The 22,284-nt window shown below is 61.6% G+C and carries 29 protein-coding genes; 18 read left to right on the top strand and 11 right to left on the bottom strand.

Translation table 11 applies throughout. The annotated features are described in order from the left end of the window. The 11 genes from QN413_RS04850 to QN413_RS04800 all read left to right on the top strand — a co-directional run bounded on the left by QN413_RS04850 (position 1) and on the right by QN413_RS04800 (position 8,583). On the top strand, positions 1–1,449 hold the full coding sequence (locus tag QN413_RS04850) for a sodium:solute symporter family protein (RefSeq protein WP_323495504.1): 1,449 nt from the start codon (positions 1–3) through the stop codon (positions 1,447–1,449). 74 nt (positions 1,450–1,523) lie between these two features. Continuing rightward, the gene (locus QN413_RS04845; protein WP_323495503.1) at positions 1,524–1,913 is read left to right on the top strand and encodes an FmdB family zinc ribbon protein; all 390 of its coding nucleotides are present in this window, start codon (positions 1,524–1,526) and stop codon (positions 1,911–1,913) included. An 8-nt stretch (positions 1,914–1,921) separates the two neighbouring features. Then, positions 1,922–2,545: a DUF502 domain-containing protein gene (locus QN413_RS04840; protein ID WP_187054608.1), complete on the top strand. Its 624-nt coding sequence runs from the start codon at positions 1,922–1,924 to the stop codon at positions 2,543–2,545. Between the two features lie 38 nt (positions 2,546–2,583). After that, positions 2,584–4,386, top strand: a complete 1,803-nt coding sequence (aspS, locus tag QN413_RS04835; RefSeq protein ID WP_323495502.1) for an aspartate--tRNA ligase — start codon at positions 2,584–2,586, stop codon at positions 4,384–4,386. 17 nt (positions 4,387–4,403) lie between these two features. Then, entirely contained in the window at positions 4,404–4,871 is a 468-nt protein-coding gene (gene nudB / locus QN413_RS04830) for a dihydroneopterin triphosphate diphosphatase (RefSeq protein WP_323495501.1), read from the top strand. Next, positions 4,868–5,608: an endonuclease/exonuclease/phosphatase family protein gene (locus tag QN413_RS04825; protein ID WP_323495500.1), complete on the top strand. Its 741-nt coding sequence runs from the start codon at positions 4,868–4,870 to the stop codon at positions 5,606–5,608. Before nudB ends, QN413_RS04825 begins: the two co-directional genes overlap by 4 nt. Positions 5,609–5,624: 16 nt before the next feature. Continuing rightward, the gene (gene folE / locus QN413_RS04820; RefSeq protein ID WP_323495499.1) at positions 5,625–6,356 is read left to right on the top strand and encodes a GTP cyclohydrolase I; all 732 of its coding nucleotides are present in this window, start codon (positions 5,625–5,627) and stop codon (positions 6,354–6,356) included. 3 nt (positions 6,357–6,359) lie between these two features. Beyond that, complete coding sequence (locus QN413_RS04815) at positions 6,360–6,782, top strand: BLUF domain-containing protein (RefSeq protein ID WP_187054902.1); 423 nt, start codon at positions 6,360–6,362, stop codon at positions 6,780–6,782. A 90-nt stretch (positions 6,783–6,872) separates the two neighbouring features. Then, positions 6,873–7,697 (top strand): DUF429 domain-containing protein, encoded by an 825-nt coding sequence (locus QN413_RS04810; protein ID WP_323495498.1) that lies wholly within the window; start codon positions 6,873–6,875, stop codon positions 7,695–7,697. A 127-nt stretch (positions 7,698–7,824) separates the two neighbouring features. Continuing rightward, the gene (locus tag QN413_RS04805; RefSeq protein WP_323495497.1) at positions 7,825–8,022 is read left to right on the top strand and encodes a CsbD family protein; all 198 of its coding nucleotides are present in this window, start codon (positions 7,825–7,827) and stop codon (positions 8,020–8,022) included. Between the two features lie 102 nt (positions 8,023–8,124). After that, positions 8,125–8,583 (top strand): BON domain-containing protein, encoded by a 459-nt coding sequence (locus tag QN413_RS04800; protein WP_323495496.1) that lies wholly within the window; start codon positions 8,125–8,127, stop codon positions 8,581–8,583. Between the two features lie 99 nt (positions 8,584–8,682). Here the strand turns inward: QN413_RS04800 and QN413_RS04795 are convergent, their stop codons facing one another. The 5 genes from QN413_RS04795 to QN413_RS04775 form a co-directional block, all read right to left on the bottom strand. Continuing rightward, entirely contained in the window at positions 8,683–8,967 is a 285-nt protein-coding gene (locus tag QN413_RS04795; RefSeq protein WP_323495494.1) for a hypothetical protein, read from the bottom strand. Positions 8,968–9,178: 211 nt separating this feature from the next. Then, on the bottom strand, positions 9,179–9,559 hold the full coding sequence (locus tag QN413_RS04790; protein WP_323495493.1) for a hypothetical protein: 381 nt from the start codon (positions 9,557–9,559) through the stop codon (positions 9,179–9,181). A 37-nt stretch (positions 9,560–9,596) separates the two neighbouring features. Further along, entirely contained in the window at positions 9,597–9,974 is a 378-nt protein-coding gene (locus tag QN413_RS04785) for a hypothetical protein (protein ID WP_187054618.1), read from the bottom strand. A gap of 114 nt (positions 9,975–10,088) precedes the next feature. Continuing rightward, positions 10,089–10,253, bottom strand: coding sequence for a DUF1328 domain-containing protein (locus QN413_RS04780; protein WP_323495492.1), 165 nt, complete (start codon positions 10,251–10,253; stop codon positions 10,089–10,091). Positions 10,254–10,373: 120 nt separating this feature from the next. Further along, positions 10,374–11,726 carry a CHASE3 domain-containing protein gene (locus tag QN413_RS04775; protein ID WP_323495491.1) on the bottom strand — a complete coding sequence of 451 codons (1,353 nt, stop codon included), beginning with the start codon at positions 11,724–11,726 and terminating at the stop codon, positions 10,374–10,376. Between the two features lie 103 nt (positions 11,727–11,829). Between QN413_RS04775 and QN413_RS04770 the strand changes: the two genes are divergently transcribed. After that, positions 11,830–12,462, top strand: coding sequence for a response regulator transcription factor (locus QN413_RS04770; protein WP_187054620.1), 633 nt, complete (start codon positions 11,830–11,832; stop codon positions 12,460–12,462). A gap of 112 nt (positions 12,463–12,574) precedes the next feature. Continuing rightward, positions 12,575–14,620, top strand: a complete 2,046-nt coding sequence (locus QN413_RS04765; RefSeq protein ID WP_323495490.1) for an AsmA family protein — start codon at positions 12,575–12,577, stop codon at positions 14,618–14,620. A 49-nt stretch (positions 14,621–14,669) separates the two neighbouring features. Here the strand turns inward: QN413_RS04765 and QN413_RS04760 are convergent, their stop codons facing one another. The 3 genes from QN413_RS04760 to gpmA all read right to left on the bottom strand — a co-directional run bounded on the left by QN413_RS04760 (position 14,670) and on the right by gpmA (position 17,810). Next, positions 14,670–15,470, bottom strand: a complete 801-nt coding sequence (locus tag QN413_RS04760; protein ID WP_323495489.1) for a molybdopterin-synthase adenylyltransferase MoeB — start codon at positions 15,468–15,470, stop codon at positions 14,670–14,672. Positions 15,471–15,499: 29 nt separating this feature from the next. Continuing rightward, the gene (locus QN413_RS04755) at positions 15,500–16,936 is read right to left on the bottom strand and encodes a S41 family peptidase (RefSeq protein ID WP_323495488.1); all 1,437 of its coding nucleotides are present in this window, start codon (positions 16,934–16,936) and stop codon (positions 15,500–15,502) included. Between the two features lie 130 nt (positions 16,937–17,066). After that, a complete protein-coding gene (gene gpmA / locus QN413_RS04750; protein WP_187054624.1) occupies positions 17,067–17,810 on the bottom strand; it encodes a 2,3-diphosphoglycerate-dependent phosphoglycerate mutase in 744 nt (247 codons plus the stop codon). Between the two features lie 69 nt (positions 17,811–17,879). On the opposite strand from gpmA, the gene QN413_RS04745 reads away from it, so the two are divergent. The 4 genes from QN413_RS04745 to QN413_RS04730 all read left to right on the top strand — a co-directional run bounded on the left by QN413_RS04745 (position 17,880) and on the right by QN413_RS04730 (position 20,246). Then, positions 17,880–18,287, top strand: coding sequence for a rhodanese-like domain-containing protein (locus QN413_RS04745; protein WP_187054625.1), 408 nt, complete (start codon positions 17,880–17,882; stop codon positions 18,285–18,287). A 47-nt stretch (positions 18,288–18,334) separates the two neighbouring features. Further along, positions 18,335–18,610 (top strand): glutaredoxin 3, encoded by a 276-nt coding sequence (gene grxC / locus QN413_RS04740; protein ID WP_323495487.1) that lies wholly within the window; start codon positions 18,335–18,337, stop codon positions 18,608–18,610. Between the two features lie 101 nt (positions 18,611–18,711). After that, positions 18,712–19,170, top strand: a complete 459-nt coding sequence (gene secB, locus QN413_RS04735; protein ID WP_323495486.1) for a protein-export chaperone SecB — start codon at positions 18,712–18,714, stop codon at positions 19,168–19,170. A gap of 53 nt (positions 19,171–19,223) precedes the next feature. Next, the gene (locus QN413_RS04730) at positions 19,224–20,246 is read left to right on the top strand and encodes an NAD(P)H-dependent glycerol-3-phosphate dehydrogenase (protein ID WP_323495485.1); all 1,023 of its coding nucleotides are present in this window, start codon (positions 19,224–19,226) and stop codon (positions 20,244–20,246) included. 158 nt (positions 20,247–20,404) lie between these two features. On the opposite strand, the gene QN413_RS04725 is transcribed toward QN413_RS04730, so the two are convergent. Together QN413_RS04725 and QN413_RS04720 are read right to left on the bottom strand one after the other, a co-directional pair. Then, positions 20,405–21,271 carry a ScpA family protein gene (locus tag QN413_RS04725; RefSeq protein WP_323495483.1) on the bottom strand — a complete coding sequence of 289 codons (867 nt, stop codon included), beginning with the start codon at positions 21,269–21,271 and terminating at the stop codon, positions 20,405–20,407. Positions 21,272–21,277: 6 nt separating this feature from the next. Beyond that, complete coding sequence (locus tag QN413_RS04720) at positions 21,278–21,484, bottom strand: DUF3460 family protein (RefSeq protein WP_323495482.1); 207 nt, start codon at positions 21,482–21,484, stop codon at positions 21,278–21,280. 41 nt (positions 21,485–21,525) lie between these two features. On the opposite strand from QN413_RS04720, the gene QN413_RS04715 reads away from it, so the two are divergent. Next, a complete protein-coding gene (locus QN413_RS04715; RefSeq protein ID WP_187054631.1) occupies positions 21,526–22,038 on the top strand; it encodes an outer membrane protein assembly factor BamE in 513 nt (170 codons plus the stop codon). 29 nt (positions 22,039–22,067) lie between these two features. Here the strand turns inward: QN413_RS04715 and QN413_RS04710 are convergent, their stop codons facing one another. Further along, positions 22,068–22,280, bottom strand: a complete 213-nt coding sequence (locus QN413_RS04710) for a hypothetical protein (RefSeq protein WP_323495481.1) — start codon at positions 22,278–22,280, stop codon at positions 22,068–22,070. Between the last annotated feature and the right edge of the window lie 4 nt (positions 22,281–22,284).

Here is a 22,284-nt window from a genome sequence, read left to right as displayed (position 1 = left end):
GTGCTGCTCACGTTGGTCGCTGTCTACCTGCTGATCACCATCGCCATTGGCCTGTATGCGGCCCGGCGCGTCAAGAACACCACCGACTTCGCAATCGCCGGGCGGCATCTGCCGCTGTACATGATCGTGACGACGACATTCGCGACTTGGTTCGGCTCGGAAACGGTGCTCGGCATTCCCGCCAAGTTCATCGAAGGCGGGATGCACGGCGTGATCGAAGACCCGTTCGGCGCGGGCACCTGCCTGATCCTTGTCGGACTCTTCTTTGCCGGCAAGCTCTACCGGATGACGTTGCTGACGATCAGCGACTACTACCGCGAGCGCTACGGCCGCATCGTCGAGGTGGCGTGCTCGCTCATTATCATGCTGAGTTATCTGGGTTGGGTGTCCGCTCAGGTCACCGCGCTGGGGCTGGTGTTCAATGTGCTGTCGGCCGGTGCCATCAGCATACCGATCGGCATGACGATAGGCGTGGTGTCGATCCTGGCTTACACGCTCTTCGGTGGCATGTGGGCGGTCGCGGTGACCGACTTCATCCAGATGATCATCCTGGTGCTGGGCCTGGCCGTGATAGCGGTGTTCGCGGGCAACATGGCGGGCGGTGCCGGCAAGGTCATCGACTTCGCGACCAGCAAGGACCTCTTCAAGTTCTGGCCCGAGCCGAGCTTCAAGGACATGATCTTCTTCTTTGCTGCGGCCATCACGATGATGCTGGGCTCCATTCCTCAGCAGGATGTGTTCCAGCGCGTCATGTCGGCCAACAGCGTCAAGTCGGCAACGCGCGGGCCGATCATCGGTGGGGTGGCGTACATCCTCTTCGCCTTCGTGCCGATGTTCCTCGTGGCCAGCGCGCTTTTGATCATGCCGGAGGAGGCGGCGCAGCTGCTTAAGGACGATCCGCAGAAGGTGCTGCCGACGCTGGTGCTCGATAAGATGCCGTTCGTGATGCAAGTGCTGTTTTTTGGTGCATTGCTGTCGGCCATCAAATCGACCGCCTCCGCGACGCTGCTGGCCCCGAGCGTGACCTTCACCGAGAACATCTGGCGGCAGTTTCGCCCGGCCGGTAACGACAAGTCGAATCTCAAGACGATGCGCGTGACCGTGCTGGTATTCAGCGCTGCCGTGCTGGCCTATGCGATCCGGATGCAGGGCACTCCAATCTATGAACTGGTTTCCGGCGCTTACCAGGTGCCATTGGTAGGCGCCTTCGTGCCGTTGGTGTGCGGGCTGTACTGGCGGCGCGCGACCACGCAGGGCGCCATTGCTTCGATCGTTCTGGGCATCGGCTTTTGGCTATTGTTTCTGGCGATGCCTTGGGGAGCCGTCTTCCCGGCGCAACTGGCGGGCCTCTTTGCCTCGTTTGTCGGGATCGTGGGCGGCTCGCTCGCACCCCAGTGGGTCGGCAACACGCACACTCCGCATCGTCCGCTGGCGACCGAGCAAGCCTGAACGTCAGTAGGGGAGCGCCCTTATAATCGAGGGCTTTGCAAGCGGCGTTCTGCCGCACTTTTGCTTGCCCCTACATGCCCATTTACGCCTATAAATGCAGTTCCTGCGGCTTCGCCAAAGACTCGCTGCAAAAAATGTCCGACGCACCGCTCACGGTGTGTCCGAACTGCGGCAAGAGCACGTTCGAGAAGCAGGTGACCGCGGCAGGCTTTCAGCTCAAGGGCTCGGGCTGGTACGTGACCGACTTCCGCGAGGGTGGAGGCAAGAAGCCGGCAGACAAATCAGACAAGCCCGGCGACACGCCGGATCAGAAGTCGGATGCCAAGTCGGCCGAACCTGCCAGCGGCAGCGCCGACGCACCGGCTGCAAGCCCCGCAGCGCCGGCCGCTTCGCCCGCGCCCGCCGTGGCCAGCACGCCTGCCGCCGCGCCGCCTTCGCCAAAGCCAGCAGCCAAGGGCGACTGAGACTTTTCATGCACGCGATTCGCAAATGGCTCCTGTCAGGCTTGCTGGTCATCGTGCCGCTGGTCATCACGCTGGGCGTGCTGAACTGGATCATCGGCACGCTCGACCAGACGTTGTGGCTGCTGCCCGACGACTGGCAAAAGTGGCTGTTCGACCACAAGGTGCGCGGTCTGGGCGTGCTGCTTACGCTGGCCATCCTGCTGGCAGTGGGCGCGGTCGCCAGCAATTTCGTCGGCAAGCGGTTGCTGGGATGGGGCGACGCGGTAGTGCGGCGCATTCCGGTCGTGCGGTCTATTTATTCGAGCGTGAAGCAGGTGTCCGACACGCTGTTCTCCGAGAACGGCAATGCGTTTCGTACGGCCGTGCTGGTGCAATGGCCGCGTGAGGGTCTCTGGACCATCGCTTTCGTGACGGGCACGCCGGGTGCCGATGTGCTCGAACACATGGGTGGCGGGGACTACCTCGGAGTCTATGTGCCGACCACGCCCAACCCGACAGGTGGCTACTTCGTGATGCTCAAGCGAAGCGATTGCATTGAATTGAAGATGAGCGTGGACGACGCGCTCAAGTACATCGTGTCGATGGGGGTGGTCGTTCCAGGCGGTCCTTCCACGGTGGCGATCAAGCAGTAAACAAGACAAGACGCGCCCCGCGGGCGCCGGAAATCATCATGCTCATGCGTTCTGAATATTGCGGTCTGGTGACCGAGGCCCGATTGGGTGAAACCGTCAGCCTTTGCGGTTGGGTCAATCGTCGGCGCGACCATGGCGGCGTTATCTTCATCGATCTGCGCGACCGCGAAGGCTACGTGCAGGTGGTGTGCGATCCCGACCGTGCCGCGCAGTTCGCTATTGCCGAAGACTTGCGCAATGAGTTCTGCGTGCAGGTCAAGGGCCTGGTGCGAGCACGGCCTGAAGGCACGGTCAACGACACGCTCAAGAGCGGCAAGATCGAAGTGCTGTGCCATGAAATCAAGGTGCTCAACCCGTCCGTGACCCCACCGTTCACACTGGACGACGACAACCTCAGCGAGACGACACGCCTCACCCACCGCGTGCTCGACCTGCGCCGCCCCGCGATGCAGCGCAACATGATGCTGCGCTACAAGGTGACGATGGAGGCGCGCAAGTTCCTCGATGCCAACGGCTTCATCGACATCGAAACGCCGATGCTCGGCAAGTCGACGCCCGAAGGCGCGCGCGACTACCTGGTGCCGAGTCGTGTGCACGACGGCAGCTTCTTCGCGCTGCCGCAATCGCCTCAGCTCTTCAAGCAGCTCCTGATGGTGGCCGGCTACGACCGTTACTACCAGATCGTCAAATGCTTCCGCGACGAAGACCTGCGCGCCGACCGCCAGCCGGAGTTCACGCAGATCGACATTGAAACCTCGTTCATGGCGGAAGAAGAAATCCGCGAGATGTTCGAAAAGATGATTCGCCAGGTGTTTCGCTCGGCAGCCGCCATCGATTTGCCCGTGTTCCCGACGATGACGTACTCGGACGCCATGTTCAAGTACGGCTCCGACAAGCCCGACCTGCGCGTCAAGCTCGAGTTCACCGAGCTGACCGAACTCATGAAGCGCGTCGACTTCAAGGTGTTCTCGAACGCCGCAACGATGGAAGGCGGCCGCGTCGTCGCCCTGCGCGTCAAGGGTGGCGGCGGTGAAGGCGGCATGCCGCGCAGCGAGATCGATGCCTACACCGAGTTCGTCAAGATCTACGGCGCCAAGGGCTTGGCGTACATCAAGGTGAACGATGCAGCGGCCGGCCGTGAAGGCCTGCAAAGCCCGATCGTGAAGAACCTCGACGACGCCACTCTGGCCGAGATCATCGCGCGCACCGGCGCCCGCAACGGCGACATCCTGTTCTTTGGCGCAGACAAGGAAAAGGTAGTGAACGACGCGATCGGCGCGTTGCGCGTGAAGATCGGTCACAGCGCTTTCGGCAAGAAGGCAGGCCTGTTCGACGACCGCTGGGCACCGCTCTGGGTGATCGACTTTCCAATGTTCGAATTCGACGAAGAAGGTCAGCGCTGGTCGGCCGTGCATCACCCGTTCACCGCGCCCAAGGACGGTCATGAAGACCTGATGGACACGGCACCGGAGAAGTGCATCGCCAAGGCCTACGACATGGTGCTCAACGGCATCGAGATGGGGGGCGGCTCGGTGCGTATCCATCGGGAGGAAGTTCAAAGCAAGGTGTTCCGCGCGCTCAAGATCAACGCCGAAGACGCGCAGCACAAGTTCGGCTTCCTGCTCGACGCGCTGCAATACGGCGCGCCGCCGCACGGCGGCATCGCCATTGGTCTCGACCGCCTGGTGATGCTCATGACGGGCGCCGAATCGATCCGCGACGTCATCGCTTTTCCCAAGACCCAGCGCGCGCAGGACTTGCTCACGCAGGCGCCGAGCCCGGTCGACGAAAAGCAACTGCGCGAGCTGCACATCAAGCTGCGTAACGTCCAGGAAGCCTGACGGCATCGGGAGGCACGATGACCGAACGTGCCTGGAAAATCCCCGAGTCGGTGTTGGTAGTGATCTATACGTCTGCACTCGACGTACTACTTCTCAGACGCGCCGACGCCGATGAGTTCTGGCAGTCGGTTACCGGCAGCAAAGATGCACTTAACGAGCCGTTGGCATTGACCGCCGCACGCGAAGTCGGAGAAGAAACCGGTATCGAGTGCGGCGAAGGCAGCGCGTTGGCATCGCAACTGGTCGACTGGCGGGTACAAAACGTGTACGAAATCTATTCGCAGTGGCTTGGCCGATACGCGCCAGGCACGAGGCACAACACCGAACACCTGTTCAGCTTGCGCGTGCCCGAGAGGTTGGTGCCTAGGCTCGCACCGCGCGAGCACACCGCTTGGAAATGGCTGCCTTACCGGGATGCGGCCGACGCCTGCTTTTCTCCGTCCAACGCCGAAGCTATTCTGTTACTGCCACAATTTGCTCAATGACCGGTTCGAGTTCGACATTGCGTGTGGCCACCTACAACATCCATAAAGGTGTGCAAGGGATCGGCCCCGCGCGTCGTCTGGAAATCCATAACTTGGGGCACGCCATCGAGCAGCTCGACGCCGACATCGTGTGCCTGCAGGAAGTGCGCAAGATGAACCGGCAGGCGGCAGCGCGCTTCAGCCAGTGGCCCGAATTGCCTCAAGCAGATTTTTTGGCGCCCGAGGGATATACGGCGGTCTACGAAACCAATGCGGTGACACGGCACGGCGAACACGGCAATGCGTTGCTCACGCGTTGGCCGGTACTGCGCCAGGGCCACCAGGATATTTCAGACCACCGCTTCGAGCAGCGCGGCCTGCTGCATGTAGTCATCAACATCAACGACCGGCCGGTGCATGCCATCGTCGTTCACCTGGGCCTGATCAAGGGCAGCCGTGTGCGGCAGATCGTGCGACTGCGAGAGTTCATCGAGCGCGAGATTTCGCCCGACGAAGCCGTCATCGTGGCGGGCGACTTCAACGACTGGGGCGCGCGCATGCGCGTCGCAATGAATGCGATGGGCCTGCGTGACGTGCACGGCACGCGCACGCTGACCTACCCATCGCGATTGCCCGTCGCGCAGCTCGATTTTATTTATGGGCGCCATATCGAGCCGGTCGAATGCTCTGCCCCGCGCGGTCCCATCTGGTCGCGCATGTCGGATCACCTGCCCTTGGTGACCGATTTTTTGCTTTGATTGATAGGATTCCAGCATGTTGAAGAAAGCTGATACCGCACAGGGCGCCGACCGCGGCGATGACGACGAAGGCACGCCCGTGTCGGTCAAGATTCGTGAGCGGCTGACCACGGCGCGCAAGCGCTTCAACGCCAACGACAACATCGCCGACTTCATCGAGCCGGGGGAAATGGCGGCGTTGCTCGACGAGGTCGAGGTCAAGATGAAGGGCGTGCTCGAAAGCCTGGTGATCGATGTCGAGCACGATCACAACACCGACAACACAGCGCGGCGCGTTGCCAAGATGTACCTCAACGAGGTGTTCGCCGGCCGCTATGTTTCGCCGCCCAAGCTCACCGAGTTCCCCAATGCCGAGCACTTGAACGAACTGATGATCGTCGGCCCGATTACGGTGCGCAGCGCATGTTCGCACCACTTCTGTCCGATCATCGGCAAGCTCTGGATCGGCATCATGCCGAACGAGCACACCAACGTGATCGGGCTGTCCAAGTACGCACGGCTTGCGGAATGGGTGATGGGTCGTCCTCAGATCCAGGAAGAGGCCGTGGTGCAACTTGCCGACCTCATTCAGGAGAAGACGCAGCCCGATGGCCTCGCCCTCGTCATGGAAGCAGAGCACTTCTGCATGGCATGGCGCGGCGTGAAGGAAATGGACAGCAAGATGATCAACTCCGTCATGCGCGGCGTGTTTCTTAAAGACCCCAACCTGCGCCGCGAATTCCTTTCACTTCTGCCGCGAAAGGGCTGAATGATGCTGGTCCGACTTCTCTATGCAAGCCGCGCGGTCGACACAAGCGCGGCAGCCATCGAATCCATCCTCGGCCCCTCGCGCGCGCACAACACCGCGTGTGGCATTACCGGCATTCTTTGCTATGGGCAAGGCATCTTCTTGCAGGCGATAGAAGGCGGACGCACTGCCATCAGCGAGCTGTACGGGCACATTCAGAAAGATCCCCGTCACAAGGACGTGCTCCTGTTGCATTTCGAGGAAATCACCGAGCGCCGCTTCGGCGGCTGGACGATGGGCCAGGTCAATCTGTCGCGGCTCAACTCTTCCACGCTGCTCAAGTATTCCGAAAAGCCCGAACTCAATCCGTACGCAGTGTCAGGCAAGGTGTCGATGGCCTTGCTGGAGGAGTTGATGGCGGGTGCGGCGATCGTCGGTCGGCACTGACCTGTGGTCTGACGCCGGCTTGAATACGGCGGCCGGTTCAGTGTTCACGCTAGCTTCTGCTCCGGCGCATTCGATCGCAGGCTCGTCGTCATGCTTCTCTTAGGCTGCGACTTTTCTAGCGCGCCAACCTCGCGCAAGCCGATCGTCGTCGCGATCGGCATTCTGGACGGCAGCCATGTCGTCCTCGGCCGCTTCGAACATTTCGCTTCGCTCGATCAATGGGCCAATTGGCTCCATGCGACGCCTGAATGGATCGGAGGATTCGATCTGCCGTTCGGGTTGCCGCGCGAACTGGTCGAGCAACTCGGCTGGCCCGTTGAGTGGGCGGCCTTGATGGCGCACTATGCTGCGCTGACCCGTGCAGACATTCGGCTCGCGTTCTCTGCGTTCTGCGCAGCGCGCCCGGTGGGCGGCAAGTTCGCGCACCGCGCTACCGATGGTCCGGCGGGTTCGAGTCCATCGATGAAGTGGGTCAATCCGCCAGTGGCTTTCATGCTGCACGCGGGCGTTCCGCGACTCATCGCTGCGGGCGCTGCATTCCCGGGCTTGCAGGCTAGACGCGACGAGTCCCGGCGCATCGCCTTGGAGGCATATCCCGGGATGCTGGCGCGTGAACTGATCGGGCGCCGTAGCTACAAGAGCGACGATGTCAAAAAGCAGACGCCCGAACGTGCTGTCGCACGCGCCGACTTGCTGTCTGCTTTGGAGCAGGGAGCAACGCGGCTCGGCCTCGCGCTTAAATTGAGCGACACGCAGCGTGCCCTGCTCCTTGCCGATGCGCGTGGCGACCGCATCGATGCCGCACTGTGTCTGGTGCAAGCAGCGTGGGCGCTTGTGCGAAAAAACGAGCCACCGGTCGGGTTCGGTTTGCCCTCCGGCATCGATCCGCTTGAAGGGTGGATCCTTACGGCGTGAGCTTCGTTGTCCTACGTCGGTATGCGACCTGCGACCCCACCGGCAAACACTCTGCGCAACTAGATTTGCGTCAGTGGTTCTTATTTCTGAGCCACGTGTTCATCCACTTATTTGGAAGGAAAACGTCATGAACAAGGATCAAGTTGAAGGTCGTCTGGATCAAGCCAAGGGCAAGGTCAAGGAAGTCGCTGGCAAGGTCGTGGGCAACGAAAAGCTCCAAGGCGAAGGCTTGGGCGACCAAGCTTCCGGTAAGGTGCAAAGCACGTACGGCGATGTCAAGGAAAAGACAAAAGACGCCATCAAGTCGGGTGCTGACAAGCTCTGACTTCGACGGAACCGCGCCGTGCGCAGGTGCCCGCCAACTTGCGAGCATTTGCGGGCAAATACACGCGATGGACCAAGCGTCGCAATCGGCAGGAGCCTCTCTATGAACGAAACGATTCGCACCTTTCCGCGGCAAATGGCCGCGTTTGTCGCTATCGCGATCGCAGGGGCGGCAGCGCTTTCGGCCTGTGACAGCGGCAACAACCGAACAGTAGGCGAGAAGGTCGACGCGGGCATTGCCAAGACCGAGCAGGCGGCAGAAACGGCGGCGGCGAAGACCAAGGAAATGATAGCGGACCCCAAGCTCAAGGCTGATATCAAGGATGCGGGAATTGCAATCTCCGCCAAGGTCGACGATGCGGCGATCACCGCCGCTGTTTCTGCCGGCCTTGCGAAAGACCCTGACCTGAGCGCGATCAAGATAAGCGTCACTACCACTGCCGGCGTGGTCAACCTCAAAGGCCCGGCGCCTAACGCTGAGGCCAAGTCACGCGCCGAAGACATCGCCAAGAACGTACACGGGGTGACTTCTGTCAGGAACCAGCTGGAAGTCCGAGCCTGAAGTGTGTCGACTTCGGGCAAGAATTAAAAAGCCCGGTCACCCGGGCTTTTTAATTCTTGTGTGCAACATGTCTGGCGCAGGAATGAACTGCGCCTGCAATCACCTGTTCGCGGATTTAGATGCTTCTTCCGGAACGCGGTTTTGCATCAATGTATTCACGACATCGGCAATGTCGGATGTCTTCATGACAGCCGCAATGACCGCAGTCACCGAGAGCAGCCGCCAAGGCTTGGCCAACACCAGCACTGCACCGGCTGCAGTGGCAATTGCGACCAGCTTGAAGGGTTGCTGACGCGCGTAATGCTCCAGCAGTGGCTGGGCAAGCTGTCCCACGGTATTTGCGGGATGGCGGCGCCACCAGCGTTGGCCAACACGCTTGGCCATCGAAGTCCATGCGAAGCGATCGAGCAACCCTGGGCGATCGCCTTTGCCGACGTACGCTTCATTCTCATAGTTGGTGTTGCCGTCGCCGTCCCCAACGCTCTCGCTTACCGAAGGCTCCGGTCGTCCGCCTTGCAGCTGGTGGACCAGCGCTCTGCGAGACAGTGCAAGGCGCTCTTGCGCGGTCAACGCGAAAGATGACGAAGAGGATGCACTAGCGTCCACGGCGCTCTCCAGCTGCGTGAAGAGCACTCATGTCTGCACCGAGTTGCTCGCGGAAGTCGTCGAACGGGTGCAACGCAGAAGGCCGCGCCGCCAGGTAGGCAGATATAGCCGCCACGAACACTGCAACTCCCGGAACAATCACCAGCACCCAATTGAACGAACCATGCAGCACGCCGAGCATGACAGCAATGCCGATCAGGCCAAGCGCCAGCAGGGCGCTGACGATGGCCAGCACGCTGGCGATGATCCGGTGAAAGACACCGCGCCCTGCAGCCGCAGTTTCTTCTTTCAGAAGAGCGGCGTAATTGGCAATGTGGTCGGCGACCAGTTCCGGGTGCCCGAGCACCGTTGAAAAAATGGGATGAAGCATGTCGTGCGTTGGGCGAGAGCAAGCCTGGCTTCAGAGACTAGTAGTCGTCCCGACGGCGGCTTGCGAGCACAATCAATGCGGTGATGGCCGCACCGGCCGCTGCTGCGACAAGCACCGAACGAACCGGCTGGTCGGAGATGTACCGACCGGTGACATCGGCGGCCTTTTCAATGTTGCGTTGCGCACGTGCGCTGGTGCTCGATGCCGCGTCGAGACCGCGCTGAACGGCTTGCTGAACACGTGCCGCCAACTGTTCGACACTGGGTTCGAAGTCGCGCTTCATGTCACGTACTTTTTCACCCGCAGCATTCACTGCGTTTTGTGCGTAGGCACGGGTACTGTCGATGGCGTCGTTGGCCGTTTGGCGTGCATCGTCGGCCAGTTGCGATGCGGTCTTAGAAGCGGTGGTATTCATTGTCGAATTTCCTTTCAGTGAGTGTGACAGCGTAGCGGACGGAGGTAATCTTCGATCAGAGGCCTTTTCCGTAAGGATCCGAACTCCGGCGGTGAATTGAAACCTTTCAGGCGTTCACCCTTTGCGAGAGCGCCCGATGAAGAAGCTGATCAGGGTAAGCACCGCGAAGATAAAGAAGAGTATCTTGGCGATGCCAACGGCGCCGGCAGCGATGCCACCAAAGCCAAACACCGCGGCAATCAGCGCGATGACCAGAAAGACAACTGTGTAGTGCAGCATGACGGGCTCCTTGGAATACCTCCGTCCACCTGCTGAACGGATGCTTTACACAATAAGTGGCGCTACTCAAAACCCCTGTCAGCAGCGGCGGTCGCAGGGCGTAGGAGAGTGACGAATCGGTCAATCCGGTGAAGGAGCTTTGGTCGCGGGCAGCATGGCACTCACCAGAGTCCCTTGTCCATCCGTCGACGTGATGCTCAGCTTGCCGTGTGCTGCTTCCACGCGATGACGCATGCCGGCGAGTCCGTGCGTTGCCGGGCGTACCTTGCGCGGATCGAAGCCCTTGCCGTTGTCTCGAACTTCGGCAATCACATGGTTTTCGTAGTTTTTCAGAACGATCGTCGCCTCGTTGGCCTCCGCGTACTTGCCGATGTTGGTCAGGCTCTCCTGGACCATGCGATAGATGGTGAGCTGAAGCCCCTCGTCCAGCACCACTGGCTCCAGCGCCATCTCGACTCGGATGCCCGAGCGGTCGGCAAATTCGCGACCCAGAATCTCCAGCGATGCAACGAGACCCAGGTTCGACAGCGATGATGGCCGCAAGTCTTCGATGATGCGGCGCTTGAGCGCGATGCCGCTGTTGAGCAGGTCGGTCAGGTGCTGCAATCGCTGCGCCGCGTCGGCCGAATCCGCCAGCTTCGACTTCAGCCGCGCCACGTCCAGCTTGGCTGCGGTCAGCAGCGAGCCGAGTTCATCGTGCAGCTCGCGGGCGAGATAGCCCCGCTCGTTTTCACGGACGTCCTGCAGGTGGGTTGCTAACTCGGCGAGCATGGCCGTGCGGTCGCGCACTTCATCTTCCAGCACGTTGCGTTCTCGCTGCAAGGCTTCTTGCTGGCGCTTGCCGGCCGACTGGAGTGCATGACTCTGCCGCAAGTACAGGTAGAAGGCGACCAGGGCCGCAAGTGCGACGACCGCGATGCCGATGCGTGCCAGCTTCAGGGCTTCGGCGATCTGTGCCTGCCCCTTGAACAGCGCTTCGTTGCTGACGGCCACCAACTGGTCGGCCTGTGTGCGGATGGCGTTCATCTCTTCGCGGCCAACGTCTGTCGTCATCACGAACTTCCATGCGTCTTCAGCGCCTGACTTTCGCAGACGTACGCTCATGTCCATTTCCGCTTGCTTGCGCGCTACGTGGTTTGCCAGCAACGTCAGGCGTGCGAGTTCGGCGGGATGGTCGGCGTAGAGCGTGCCGAGCATAGCGAGCTGCCCGTCGATCTGTTTGGCCGAGACGTCGTAGGGCTCCCGATAGCGTTCTTCGCCGGTCAGCAGATAGCCCCGCTGGCCCGTTTCTGCATCCAGGATGGTCTGCATCAGCCCGTTGAGCACGAGGCGCACCTGCTGCGCGGCGCCGATTTCTGCCAGCGCGCGGTTCGATTGACGAAAGCCGACTTCATTGATGCCGACCAGCGCAAGGGCGGCCAGTGTGGCCAGGGTCAGGCCGAGGGCCATCTTCGGGAACGCTAACCAACGCATGAACTCTCAGGATGCTCCGTGTTCAATTTCGGGAATAATCTGTGGATCAGGGACCGGACAGTCAGCAGTGCATCGACCTGCGATGCAACGTAGAAAGTAACAGATGATCAAGATCGGGATTGTGGACGACCACGCCATCGTGCGCTCGGGCCTGCGCCAGTTTTTCTCCGAACATGTCGACTTGCGCGTAGCAGGAGAAGCGGCGAGCGGTCGAGAGGCCATCGAACTGGTGCGCACCACTGAACTCGATGTTCTCGTGATGGACTTGTCCATGCCGGGTCAAAGCGGAATCGACGCTCTTGCAATGATTCGCGCCAAGGCGCCCGACGTCGGAATCCTGATTCTGAGCGGATACCCTGAAGAGCACTACGCGATGAACCTGATTCGCCAAGGCGCGAGCGGTTACCTCAACAAGGAATGCGATCCGATCGAAATCGTGAACGCGATTCGCACCGTCTCGATGGGCCGCCGCTACATCACGCCGGCCGTGGCCGAGCTGCTGGCGCGTCAGCTCGACCGGAAGGACGACGCAGCGCCGCATGAGCAATTGTCGGAGCGCGAATTTCAGGTGTTCCTGAAATTGGCCAAGGGCGAAACCGCCGGCGACATTGCCAAGACATTGTCGCTGTCGGTCAAGACTGTCAGCACCTACCGCACGCGCTTGATGGAAAAGATGAACCTGTCGTCTAACAGCGATCTGACCTATTACGCATTGAAGAACAAGTTGATCGACTGATCCGGCCTGCTAAACCCTGCACGCCAGCGCGTGCAGAGCGTAGGCAATGCCGCACGCCTTATGCGGCCCGGCACCGACCTTCTTCCGGCCAACAGCCCGGTAATCTCGACGGATGAATGCAAGCGCTACGAGCCCGTCTTCTCGCCCGACGCAGCGCCCGCTCGCGCTCAAAGTGCTGGCAGTGGTCGTCGCGCTGCTCCTCATACTGGTTCTGGTTGTCGTATTCTTTCCGTGGGATGTGCTTCGCGGACCGATCAACCGGTACGTAAGCGAAAAAACCGGCCGCAAGTTCGAGATCACTAGGCACCTCGATGTGGGGATCGGCCTTCGTGGCGCGACAGTAAAGTTCGACGGCATCGAATTCGCAAATCCCTCCTGGGCGCGCGATCCTTACCTGGTGAAGGCGGACCGAGCCGAGTTCGATATCCGGCTTTGGCCGCTGCTCGCCAAGAAGGTGATGATCCCCCGTTTGTCGCTGACCTTACCCGTCCTCGGGTTACAGATGGAGCAGGACGGAAGACGTACTTGGGCGCTCGGCAAAGACACCTCGGACACCAGCACCACGCCGACGATCGGACTGCTCCAGGTCGATGGCGGCGCAGTTGACTTTCTCGCCAAACACCTGGGTGTCGACTTGCATGTCGACTTCAATTTCGACACCAGTCGCGGCGAGATGCCGCTCGACTACAAGGTCAAGGGCACCTACCAAAAGCAGCCGTTGACCGCTGTCGGCCGGACCGGCAACGTCTTGCAATTGAAAGCCGCCGGTGCGCCGCCGTTTCCGCTGGAGATCAAGGCGACCGCAGGTCACACCACCCTGAGCGTGCACGGCACGGCTGCCGAGTTGTCAACGCTGGAAGGCATCGACGCCAAGTTCGACATCAAGGGCCAGAACCTCGGCGACCTGTTCCCGTTGCTCGGCATCGCATTGCCGCAAACCTCGCCTTACGCACTCGGCGGCGAGCTTCGCAAGAACGGCAAGCTCTGGAGCGTGGCGGCCATGAAAGGCAAGCTGGGCTTGTCCGACATCGGCGGCGATATGAAATTCGACCAGGGTCAAAAGCTACCCTACCTTTCGGGTAGCTTGCGCTCGCGTGTCATGGACATGGACGATCTCGGCCCGTTGATCGGCCTACCGCCGACAGAGCGGTCTGCCAACGCGGTAGAAGGCGTTGCGCCTCCGCCCACGATTTCGCAAGTCAAGAAGGCCCAACGCGATCCGGGTACCCGCGTGCTGCCGACCGCGACGCTCGACTTCGAGCGACTGCGCGCCATGAACGCCGACGTCTCCTACGTGGCTGATCGCATCACCAACGTGCGACAGGTGCCGCTGGACCGGGGCAGCGTGAAGGTGAAGTTGGCCGACGGCGTGTTGACGCTCGATCCGCTCGACCTCGGCGTGGCCAGCGGCAGGATCGGCGGTGCGATTCGCATCGACGCGGCAAAGAATCCTGCCGACATCCGCGCGTCGCTCGATGTGCGGGGTATGCAGCTCAACCGGTTGATCCCGAAGGTCGAAACCTTGAAGACCAGCTTCGGCAAACTCGATGGGCGAGTGAATCTGTCGGGTCAGGGCAACTCGGTCGCATCGTGGCTTGCGACCTCGTCGGGCGATATCGCAGCCATCACTGGTAAGGGCCAGTTCAGCAATTTGCTACTCGAATTTCTGGGACTGGACGGTGGCGAGATCATCAAGTTCCTGCTGCGTGGAGACCACAATGTGACGCTGCGATGTGGCGCAGTCGCACTCAACGTCGACAAGGGCTTGATGAGTACACGTACCATCGTCTTCGACACCGATGACACCGTCTTTAACGCGACGGGCAATGCGAGCTTTGCCAACGAGTCTCTGGACTTCGTGATCAAGCCTCAGCCCAAAGACATGAGCATCCTGTCATTGCGTACGCCGTTGACGATCAAGGGTACGTTCGGCTCACCCAAGCCATTTATCGAAGTGGCGCCACTCGCGGGTCGCGGCCTGGTGGCCCTGGCGCTGGGCGCGATCAACCCGTTGCTCGCGCTGGCCGCCACGATCGAAACCGGACCAGGTCAGGATGCCGATTGCCAGGGCGTGCTGGCGGATGCGCAAAAGCCGGGTGCGGGTGCTGCCGCCAGCGGCGCCGCCAAGGCAAAGACTGCCAAGACCGCTGTTCCGTAAACAGGTAGCCGAGCACCGATGCATCGGTAGCGCGACGACAGCCGTCTATTTATCCGCGGCTCGCGCAGACGGGGCAATTCGGATCGCGCGCCACCTTCACTTGGTCGAAGGTCGTCGCCAGGCCATCGAACATCAGCAGCCGGCCCGCCAGGGAAGTGCCTATGCCTGCCAGTAGCTTCAATGCCTCGTGCGCCTGCAAGGTGCCAATTGTGCCGACGACGGGGGCGAAGACGCCCAGCACGCTGCACTGCGTTTCTTCGACCTCGGCATCTGGCGGGAACACGCAGGCATAGCAGGGCGACTGATCGTTGCGGAGGTCATATACGCCAAGCTGTCCGTCGAATCGAATGGCTGCACCGGCCACTAGCGGCCGGAGATGCATGACGCAGGCGCGATTGACGGCATGACGGGTGGCGAAATTGTCCGAGCAATCGACGATCAGATTCGATACAGCGACCAGCCGGTCCAGCAGGCCAACGTCCGCCCGCTCGCCGATCGTTTCGATCTTGATATCTGGGTTGATCGCACGCATCGCTGCTGCAGCGGAGTCGACCTTGCGCTGTCCGACGCGCGCGGTCGTGTGCGCGATTTGACGCTGCAAGTTGGTGAGGTCCACCGTGTCATCATCGATCAGGGTGATGTGGCCGACCCCCGCCGCGGCGAGGTAAAGCGCGACAGGGGAGCCAAGTCCGCCGACGCCGACTACCAGAACACGCGCTGCAGTGAGTCGCGCCTGGCCGTCGATATCGAGTTCTTCCAGAAGCAGGTGCCGGGAATACCGAAGCAAAGCTCGGTCATCCTCGCTGTTACCCCTGGTGTTTCCCCGGCTGTTTGCCTCATCGTCATCCATGGAAAAACAGACTCGCTCAGTTCAATCGCTCAATTTTCTTTCTTCTCTTCCTTGCGCTCGACCTGCGTATTGCTCACTACCACCGGGTTGCCTTTGAGCTTGGCCAGCGCCTGCACCAGAGCGAAGTCCTTGTCGGTGCCGAACTCAGGCACCTTGCGATCTTGCGGCGGCTTCTTGGCTTCCTCTTCGAGGCGCTTGCGCGCGTCATCGCGGGCCTTTTCGCGTTCCGGGTCTTTGACCTCCGCGCCCTGACCGCTGGAAAGATGCTTTTCGAGATCGGCTTCGCGCATACGCAGCGCGGCGAACGGGCTCCCCTCGGCGCTCTCGTCGACCAGCACGTTTGGCACGATGCCCTTGGCCTGGATCGAGGTGCCACTCGGCGTGTAGTAACGCGCCGTCGTGATCTTCAAGCCGGTGTCGGGACCCAGCGGACGCACGGTCTGCACCGAGCCCTTGCCGAAGGTCTGGCTGCCCATGACGGTACCGCGCTTATGGTCTTGCAGCGCGCCAGCCACGATCTCGCTGGCGGACGCAGAGCCTTCATTGACCAGCACCACCAGTGGCACGGTCTTGAGGCCTGCGGGCAGGCCCTTCAACGGATCGCTGCCGGCACGGCGCTGATAGAACTCGGGAGACGCCTTGTAGACCGACTTGCTTTCAGCCAGTTGACCGTCGGTCGTCACCACCGTCACGTTCTCCGGCAAGAAGGCAGCAGAGATGGCGACGGCCGCATCCAGCAAGCCGCCCGGATCGTTGCGCAGATCGAGCACCATGCCCTTCAGGTTGGGCTCCTGCTTGTAGATTTCTTCGACCTTCTTCACGAAGTCGTCGACAGTTCGTTCCTGGAACTGCGACAGGCGAATCCATGCGTAGCCGGGTTCCATGACCTTGCCGCGAACCGACTGCGTGCGGATTTCTTCGCGCGTGATGGTCACGGGAAAAGTGCGGTTCTCGTCCTTGCGAAAGATCGTGAGCAGCACCTTGGTGCCCGACTCGCCACGCATGCGTTTGACCGAGTCGTTGAGGCTCAGGCCGCGCACCGCTGTGTCGTCGATCTTGGTGATCAGATCGTTCGGCTTGAGGCCCGCGCGGAAGGCCGGTGAGCCCTCGATCGGAGATACGACTTTGATGAGCCCGTCTTCCTGAGAAATCTCGATGCCGACGCCGACGAAGCGGCCGGTCGTGCCTTCGCGAAATTCCTTGAAGGACTTCTTGTCGAAGTACTGCGAGTGCGGGTCGAGCCCGGCGACCATGCCGGAAATTGCATCGGAGATGAGCTTCTTTTCGTCGATCGGCTCGACGTAATCGCTTTTCACCATGCCGAAAACGGCCGCGAGTTGTTGCAGTTCTTCGAGTGGCAACGGGGCGAGGGAGCCCCGTGCGACCGTCTGCAAAGAGACGGTGGTCAACACGCCAGCAACGGCGCCGGCGGCGATCCAGCCGGTGATCTTCAGTTTCTGGCCCATTTGAGAGTGTCCTTGTGGCTCAAAACAATATACACAGCTTGGAAGCAATTTGCCTGCCGGGGTTCCCCAGCCTTGGCACAAACAGTCACCGTATCGACAAGCGGCATGCGCTCCTGCGTCAACGGTGGCTTCAGCCCTTGCCTTGCGATGCAACAGCGGCCGCAGCTTTGGCTGCCGCGTCTGCATCGCCGAGGTAGTAGTGTCGCAGCGGTTTTAAATCGTCGTCGAGTTCATAGACGAGCGGAATGCCGTTCGGAATATTGAGACCGACGATATCCGAATCGGAAATGCCATCTAGGTACTTGACCAACGCTCGGATCGAGTTGCCGTGCGCTGCGACGACGAGGCGACGACCGGAGCGGATGGCCGGTGCCATCGACTCGTTCCAGAACGGCAAAACGCGCGCCACCGTGTCCTTCAGGCATTCGGTCAACGGAATCTGCTCTGCCGCCAGCTTGGCATAGCGCACGTCGCCGCGTTCGCTGCGTGGGTCGGTCGGCTCCAGCGGCGGCGGCGGCGTGTCGTAGCTGCGGCGCCAGACCAGCACCTGCTCGTCACCGTATTTCTTGGCCGTCTCGGCCTTGTTCAACCCTTGCAGGCCGCCGTAATGGCGCTCGTTGAGACGCCATGAATGCACCACCGGCAGCCAGGTGCGATCGAGTTCGTCCAGCGTGTGCCAGAGCGTGCGCGTGGCGCGCTTCAGCACGCTGGTGTAGGCCACGTCGAACTCATAGCCTTCGGCCTTGAGCAGGCGCCCGGCCTGCTTGGCCTGGTCGACACCGGTCGGCGTCAGGTCGACGTCGGTCCAGCCGGTGAAGCGGTTTTCGAGATTCCAGGTCGATTCGCCATGGCGAATCAGTACCAGCTTGTGCATTTGGGGCCTTTGGCGACGCTTACGAAACATGCCATTCTAAAATCGGCGGTTTGCCATTCAAGGACTACCGTGAAATTCATCATCGACAATTGGGTGCTCATCCTGATTGCGCTCAGTTCGGGCGCGATGCTCGCATGGCCGCTGATTCGCGGCGGCGCAGGCGGCTCGCTCACAGCGCAGGGCGCCGTGCAACTTATCAACCGCGAGCGTGCAGTGGTCGTCGATGTGCGCGAGCCCGATGAGTACGCTGCCGGCCACGTGACCAACTCGCGCAACGTGCCGTTCGACCAGTTGGAGGCCAAGTTGTCGAACACGGTCAAGAACAAGTCGCTGCCGGTCTTGCTGATGTGCGCGACGGGTGCCCGCGCCGGCCGCGCGCTGGCCATCGCCAAGAAACTGGGTTACGAGCAGGCCCAAGTGGTGGGCGGCGGTCTAAAGGGCTGGAAAGACGCTAACCTGCCCATAGAAAAGGCCTGAGCGCCTCGCCACTGACATGCCTCCCACGGCCCCAGAACTGGATGACCATGCAACCCGTAAAGATGTACACCACCGCCGTTTGCCCCTACTGCATTCGCGCCAAGCAAATTTTGAAAGCCAAGGGCGTAGAGCAGATCGAAGAGATCCGCATCGACAGCGACCCGGCCGCACGCGCCGCGATGATGGAAGTGACACAGCGCCGCACCGTGCCGCAAATCTTCATCGGCGACACGCACGTCGGTGGTTGCGACGAGCTGATGGCACTCGACAGCCGCGGCGGCCTGGTGCCCTTGCTTCAAGGGACGCAGAGCGCGTCCGCCTGATTCCCTGAGTTTGGCGCGGCGATAATCTCCGGCTACCCTCCATTAGCCCGCTGCGGAAATATCTCTCCGGCGGGCATTGTTTTGATCCTCGAAAGTTAGCCATGGCAGACACCCTCGATCCCGTGTTCCAGATTCAACGCGTCTACCTCAAGGACCTGTCGCTCGAGCAGCCGAACTCGCCCGGCATCCTTCTGGAGCAAGAGCAGCCGACCGTCGACATCCAGCTCGGCGTCGATGCCCAGCCGGTGACCGAAGGCATCTACGAGATCACCGTGTCGGCCACCGTGCAGACCAAGATCCAGGACAAGACCGTGTTTCTGGTCGAAGCCAAGCAAGCCGGCATCTTCGAGATCCGTAACCTGCCCGAAGACCAGATGGGTCCGATTCTAGGCATCGCTTGCCCGCAAATCGTCTACCCGTACCTGCGCGGCAACGTCGCCGACGTGATCCAGCGCGGCGGCTTCCCGCCGGTGCACCTGGCCGAGATCAACTTCCAGGCGATGTACGAGCAGCAGCAGGCGCAGGCCGCCGGTCAGCCGTCGGCGATCACGACGCAATAAGCGTTCGGGCTTCGGTAACTCGCTGGGCCTGGAGCTCCCATGCCGTTGGAGCCATGAAGATCAGCGTGATCGGCGCCGGCGCCTGGGGCACTGCGTTGGCGGTCAACGCGGCAGCGCGGCACGAAGTGGTCTTGTGGGCACGCGATGCTGCACAGGCCGACCGCATGGCAGCCGCGCGAGAGAACGTGCGCTACCTACGGGGCATTCACTTTCCCGCAGGCATGTCGGTCCGCGCGGTTGGGCAAGGCCATCTTGTTGCGGATGCCGAACTGGTCATCGTCGCGACGCCGATGGCGGCATTGCGCAGCCAGCTCGTAAGCCTCCGTGGCACTGCGGTGCCGGTTGTATGGCTCTGCAAGGGCGTTGAGTCGGCGTTGGTGGCTTCGGGCTGTAAGCTTGGCGATAAGCCTTTTTTTGGCTTGCTCGCTCATGAAGTCCAGGCGCAGGTCGCGCCAGAACTGCTGGCCGGCGTACTCAGCGGGCCCAGCTTCGCGCAGGAAGTAGCGCAGTCGAATCCCACTGCCTTGGTTGCCGCAAGCCGTCATGCAACCATACGCACGGCGCTCGTAGAAGCTTTCCACGGTCCCAGCCTCCGCGTTTATGCAAACGACGACATCGTTGGCGTCGAGGTGGGCGGCGCCGTCAAGAACGTGCTGGCGATTGCGACCGGTTTGTGCGATGGCCTGGCGCTCGGACTCAACGCGCGTGCAGCGTTGATCACCCGCGGCCTGGCCGAGATGACGCGCTTCGGCGTGGCGCTGGGTGCGCGACCTGAAACCTTCATGGGCCTATCAGGGCTTGGCGATCTCGTTTTGACCGCCACTGGCGACCTGTCGCGCAATCGCAAGATCGGACTGCTGCTGGCAGAAGGTCGTTCGCTCGAACAGTCGGTCGCGTCGCTGGGTCACGTGGCCGAAGGTGTGTACTGCGCGCGCACTGTGGTGCAGCGCGCGCGCTATCTTGGCATCGACATGCCGATCGCAGAAGGCGTCGTGGCCTTGCTCAACGGATCGCAGAGCACGGCCGCGGTAGTCGCCGCCTTGATGGGTCGCGAGGCATCGGCTGAAGGCAGCTGAGAGGGGCTTAAAAGGCGCCTAAGGGTAACGTTGGGACCAGCCGACTTGAAGGAAATGCGTAGTGCGCGTTACGACTCGATGCGCTCGAGAAGACGGGCGCTGCGGGTCGGTGCTACCGCTTCGTATCGAACCCAGCCCCGTTCGTCGGGTGGCGTGTCTTAAGCGTGCGTCGCTGGGGCGGGCGTGTATGCCAGCCTCACATAGATCGGGGCGAATGCCTCGGCCTGCGTGATGTCGATCAACGTTTCTTTCGCAAGCTCGAGCATCGCGATGAAGGTGACGATCAGCACCGGCGTGCCGCGCGTCACGTCGAAGAGCTTTTCGAACTCGACGAACTGGCGCCCCTGCAAGTGCCGCAGCACGATGCTCATGTGCTCGCGCACGCTCAGCTCTTCACGCGAAATGTGGTGGTACTGCACGAGCTTCGCGCGCTTCAGGATGTCGGCCCAGGCGTCGCGCAGATCGACCGCGTCCACATCGGGAAACCGCGGCTTGAGCGACTGCTCGATATAAACCTGCCCTTTCCAGAAATCGCGGCCGTGTTGCGGCGCTGCGCTGAGGGCAGCGGCATGCAGTTTGGTCTGCTCATACTCTCGCAGCCGGCGCACCAGTTCGGCCCGGGGGTCTTCGGCTTCTTCGCCATCGGCCGTCTTCTTGGGCGGCAGCAGCATGCGCGACTTGATCTCGATCAGCATCGCTGCCATCAGCAAGTACTCGGCGGCCAGCTCGAGGTTGGTGTGGCGAATTTCGTCGACGTAGGTGAGGTACTGCCGCGTCAACCCCGCCATCGGGATGTCGAGGATGTTGAAGTTCTGTTTGCGGATGAGGTAGAGCAGCAGATCGAGCGGCCCTTCGAAAGCTTCGAGAAAAACCTGCAGCGCCTCGGGTGGGATGTACAGGTCTTTCGGCATTGCGAACAGCGGTTCGCCATACAGGCGGGCCAGCGCGACCTGATCGACCACCTCGGGCATGAGTGCGACGACCCCGTCGCCGTCGCTGTTGCCGCTCCGCGCGTCTCTGCGCATCGACGCTTACTTGACGATCGTCTGGTAGACGTAGGGCTGCATCGGCACCCGCGCTTCGCCGTACTCGTCGAGGAGGCCGCGGTCGAGGTGCTTGTCCCACAGCAAGGCCCGCCCGGCGCGTTGCTCAGCCTCCAGGGTTGGCTTCTTTTCCTTCATTTCCTCGATGAAGCTGGTGATCTCGGACGTGTAGTGGGGGCGGCGAAAGAAGGACATAGACTGGAACCTCGGTTGGGCCAATTTTACGGGGGGAAGCGATGCGCGGACGAAACTGGATTCACGGGTGGGCGGCCGTCTGCCTTGTGGCACTGCTGACCATGCTGGCGGGTTGCGACAACCAGGCCATCCGCGAGCTGGAAGAGGGCGTTGCGACCGAGGCGGACGTGCGCGCCCGGTTTGGGCAACCCGAGAACGTCTGGGACGCGCCCGGATCGCCTGGCAGTCGGGTGTTCGAATACAACCGCCAGCCGCAAGGCCAAAAGAACTACATGATCACCATCGGCCCCGACGGCAGAATGACCGCGCTGCGACAGGTGCTGACACCCGAGAACTTTGCCAAAGTGCAGGCCGGCATGCCGATGGAAGTGCTCCGCAAGCTGCTCGGCAAGCCGGCCAAGGTCACGCCCTATGCGCTAAAGCGCGAGACCGAATGGGAATGGCGCTGGGTGCAGCCGCCGAATTCGCCGATGGTGTTCACTGCGGTGCTGAACGACGATCAACGCGTGGTGCGCAGCGGCTCTTCTCCAGACAAGGGGACCGAGGCGCCCTGATCGATGCGCAAGTGCCGCCCGCGCGGCGCTCAGTCCTTGCCGGGAATCACCGCATCGGCTGCAGCACCGACCGCCTTGCCGGTGATGCGCGCGGTGCCGATGACCGCATCTGCCCCCAATCCGACGACCCCGGCCCCCACGCTGACCACGGTGCTCGCGACCGACACCACCGCGCAGCCCGACAGCAGCGCACAGCCGGGGAACACGAGTGCCAACGCCGACATGGTGGGTGCGAGCCGCAAGCGC

Origin of the sequence: Variovorax sp. LG9.2 (assembly GCF_035018885.1) — a bacterium.
In the GTDB taxonomy this organism is placed as follows: domain Bacteria; phylum Pseudomonadota; class Gammaproteobacteria; order Burkholderiales; family Burkholderiaceae_C; genus Variovorax.
The sequence above is the reverse complement of the archived record's forward strand: the minus strand, read 5'-3'. Positions and strand labels throughout refer to the sequence as shown.

Coding starts and splice junctions, on each gene's coding strand:
- QN413_RS04720 (WP_323495482.1), bottom strand. CDS start 21,484: ATGTCCTTCTTTCGCCGCCCCCACTACACGTCCGAGATCACCAGCTTC.
- QN413_RS04805 (WP_323495497.1), top strand. CDS start 7,825: ATGAACAAGGATCAAGTTGAAGGTCGTCTGGATCAAGCCAAGGGCAAG.
- QN413_RS04730 (WP_323495485.1), top strand. CDS start 19,224: ATGAAGATCAGCGTGATCGGCGCCGGCGCCTGGGGCACTGCGTTGGCG.
- QN413_RS04825 (WP_323495500.1), top strand. CDS start 4,868: ATGACCGGTTCGAGTTCGACATTGCGTGTGGCCACCTACAACATCCAT.
- QN413_RS04715 (WP_187054631.1), top strand. CDS start 21,526: ATGCGCGGACGAAACTGGATTCACGGGTGGGCGGCCGTCTGCCTTGTG.
- gpmA (WP_187054624.1), bottom strand. CDS start 17,810: ATGCACAAGCTGGTACTGATTCGCCATGGCGAATCGACCTGGAATCTC.
- QN413_RS04795 (WP_323495494.1), bottom strand. CDS start 8,967: ATGGCCAAGCGTGTTGGCCAACGCTGGTGGCGCCGCCATCCCGCAAAT.
- QN413_RS04815 (WP_187054902.1), top strand. CDS start 6,360: ATGCTGGTCCGACTTCTCTATGCAAGCCGCGCGGTCGACACAAGCGCG.
- QN413_RS04760 (WP_323495489.1), bottom strand. CDS start 15,470: ATGGATGACGATGAGGCAAACAGCCGGGGAAACACCAGGGGTAACAGC.
- QN413_RS04800 (WP_323495496.1), top strand. CDS start 8,125: ATGAACGAAACGATTCGCACCTTTCCGCGGCAAATGGCCGCGTTTGTC.
- aspS (WP_323495502.1), top strand. CDS start 2,584: ATGCTCATGCGTTCTGAATATTGCGGTCTGGTGACCGAGGCCCGATTG.
- QN413_RS04755 (WP_323495488.1), bottom strand. CDS start 16,936: ATGGGCCAGAAACTGAAGATCACCGGCTGGATCGCCGCCGGCGCCGTT.
- QN413_RS04780 (WP_323495492.1), bottom strand. CDS start 10,253: ATGCTGCACTACACAGTTGTCTTTCTGGTCATCGCGCTGATTGCCGCG.
- nudB (WP_323495501.1), top strand. CDS start 4,404: ATGACCGAACGTGCCTGGAAAATCCCCGAGTCGGTGTTGGTAGTGATC.
- QN413_RS04845 (WP_323495503.1), top strand. CDS start 1,524: ATGCCCATTTACGCCTATAAATGCAGTTCCTGCGGCTTCGCCAAAGAC.
- QN413_RS04785 (WP_187054618.1), bottom strand. CDS start 9,974: ATGAATACCACCGCTTCTAAGACCGCATCGCAACTGGCCGACGATGCA.
- secB (WP_323495486.1), top strand. CDS start 18,712: ATGGCAGACACCCTCGATCCCGTGTTCCAGATTCAACGCGTCTACCTC.
- folE (WP_323495499.1), top strand. CDS start 5,625: ATGTTGAAGAAAGCTGATACCGCACAGGGCGCCGACCGCGGCGATGAC.
- QN413_RS04840 (WP_187054608.1), top strand. CDS start 1,922: ATGCACGCGATTCGCAAATGGCTCCTGTCAGGCTTGCTGGTCATCGTG.
- QN413_RS04725 (WP_323495483.1), bottom strand. CDS start 21,271: ATGCGCAGAGACGCGCGGAGCGGCAACAGCGACGGCGACGGGGTCGTC.
- QN413_RS04770 (WP_187054620.1), top strand. CDS start 11,830: ATGATCAAGATCGGGATTGTGGACGACCACGCCATCGTGCGCTCGGGC.
- QN413_RS04790 (WP_323495493.1), bottom strand. CDS start 9,559: ATGCTTCATCCCATTTTTTCAACGGTGCTCGGGCACCCGGAACTGGTC.
- QN413_RS04810 (WP_323495498.1), top strand. CDS start 6,873: ATGCTTCTCTTAGGCTGCGACTTTTCTAGCGCGCCAACCTCGCGCAAG.
- QN413_RS04765 (WP_323495490.1), top strand. CDS start 12,575: ATGAATGCAAGCGCTACGAGCCCGTCTTCTCGCCCGACGCAGCGCCCG.
- QN413_RS04775 (WP_323495491.1), bottom strand. CDS start 11,726: ATGCGTTGGTTAGCGTTCCCGAAGATGGCCCTCGGCCTGACCCTGGCC.
- grxC (WP_323495487.1), top strand. CDS start 18,335: ATGCAACCCGTAAAGATGTACACCACCGCCGTTTGCCCCTACTGCATT.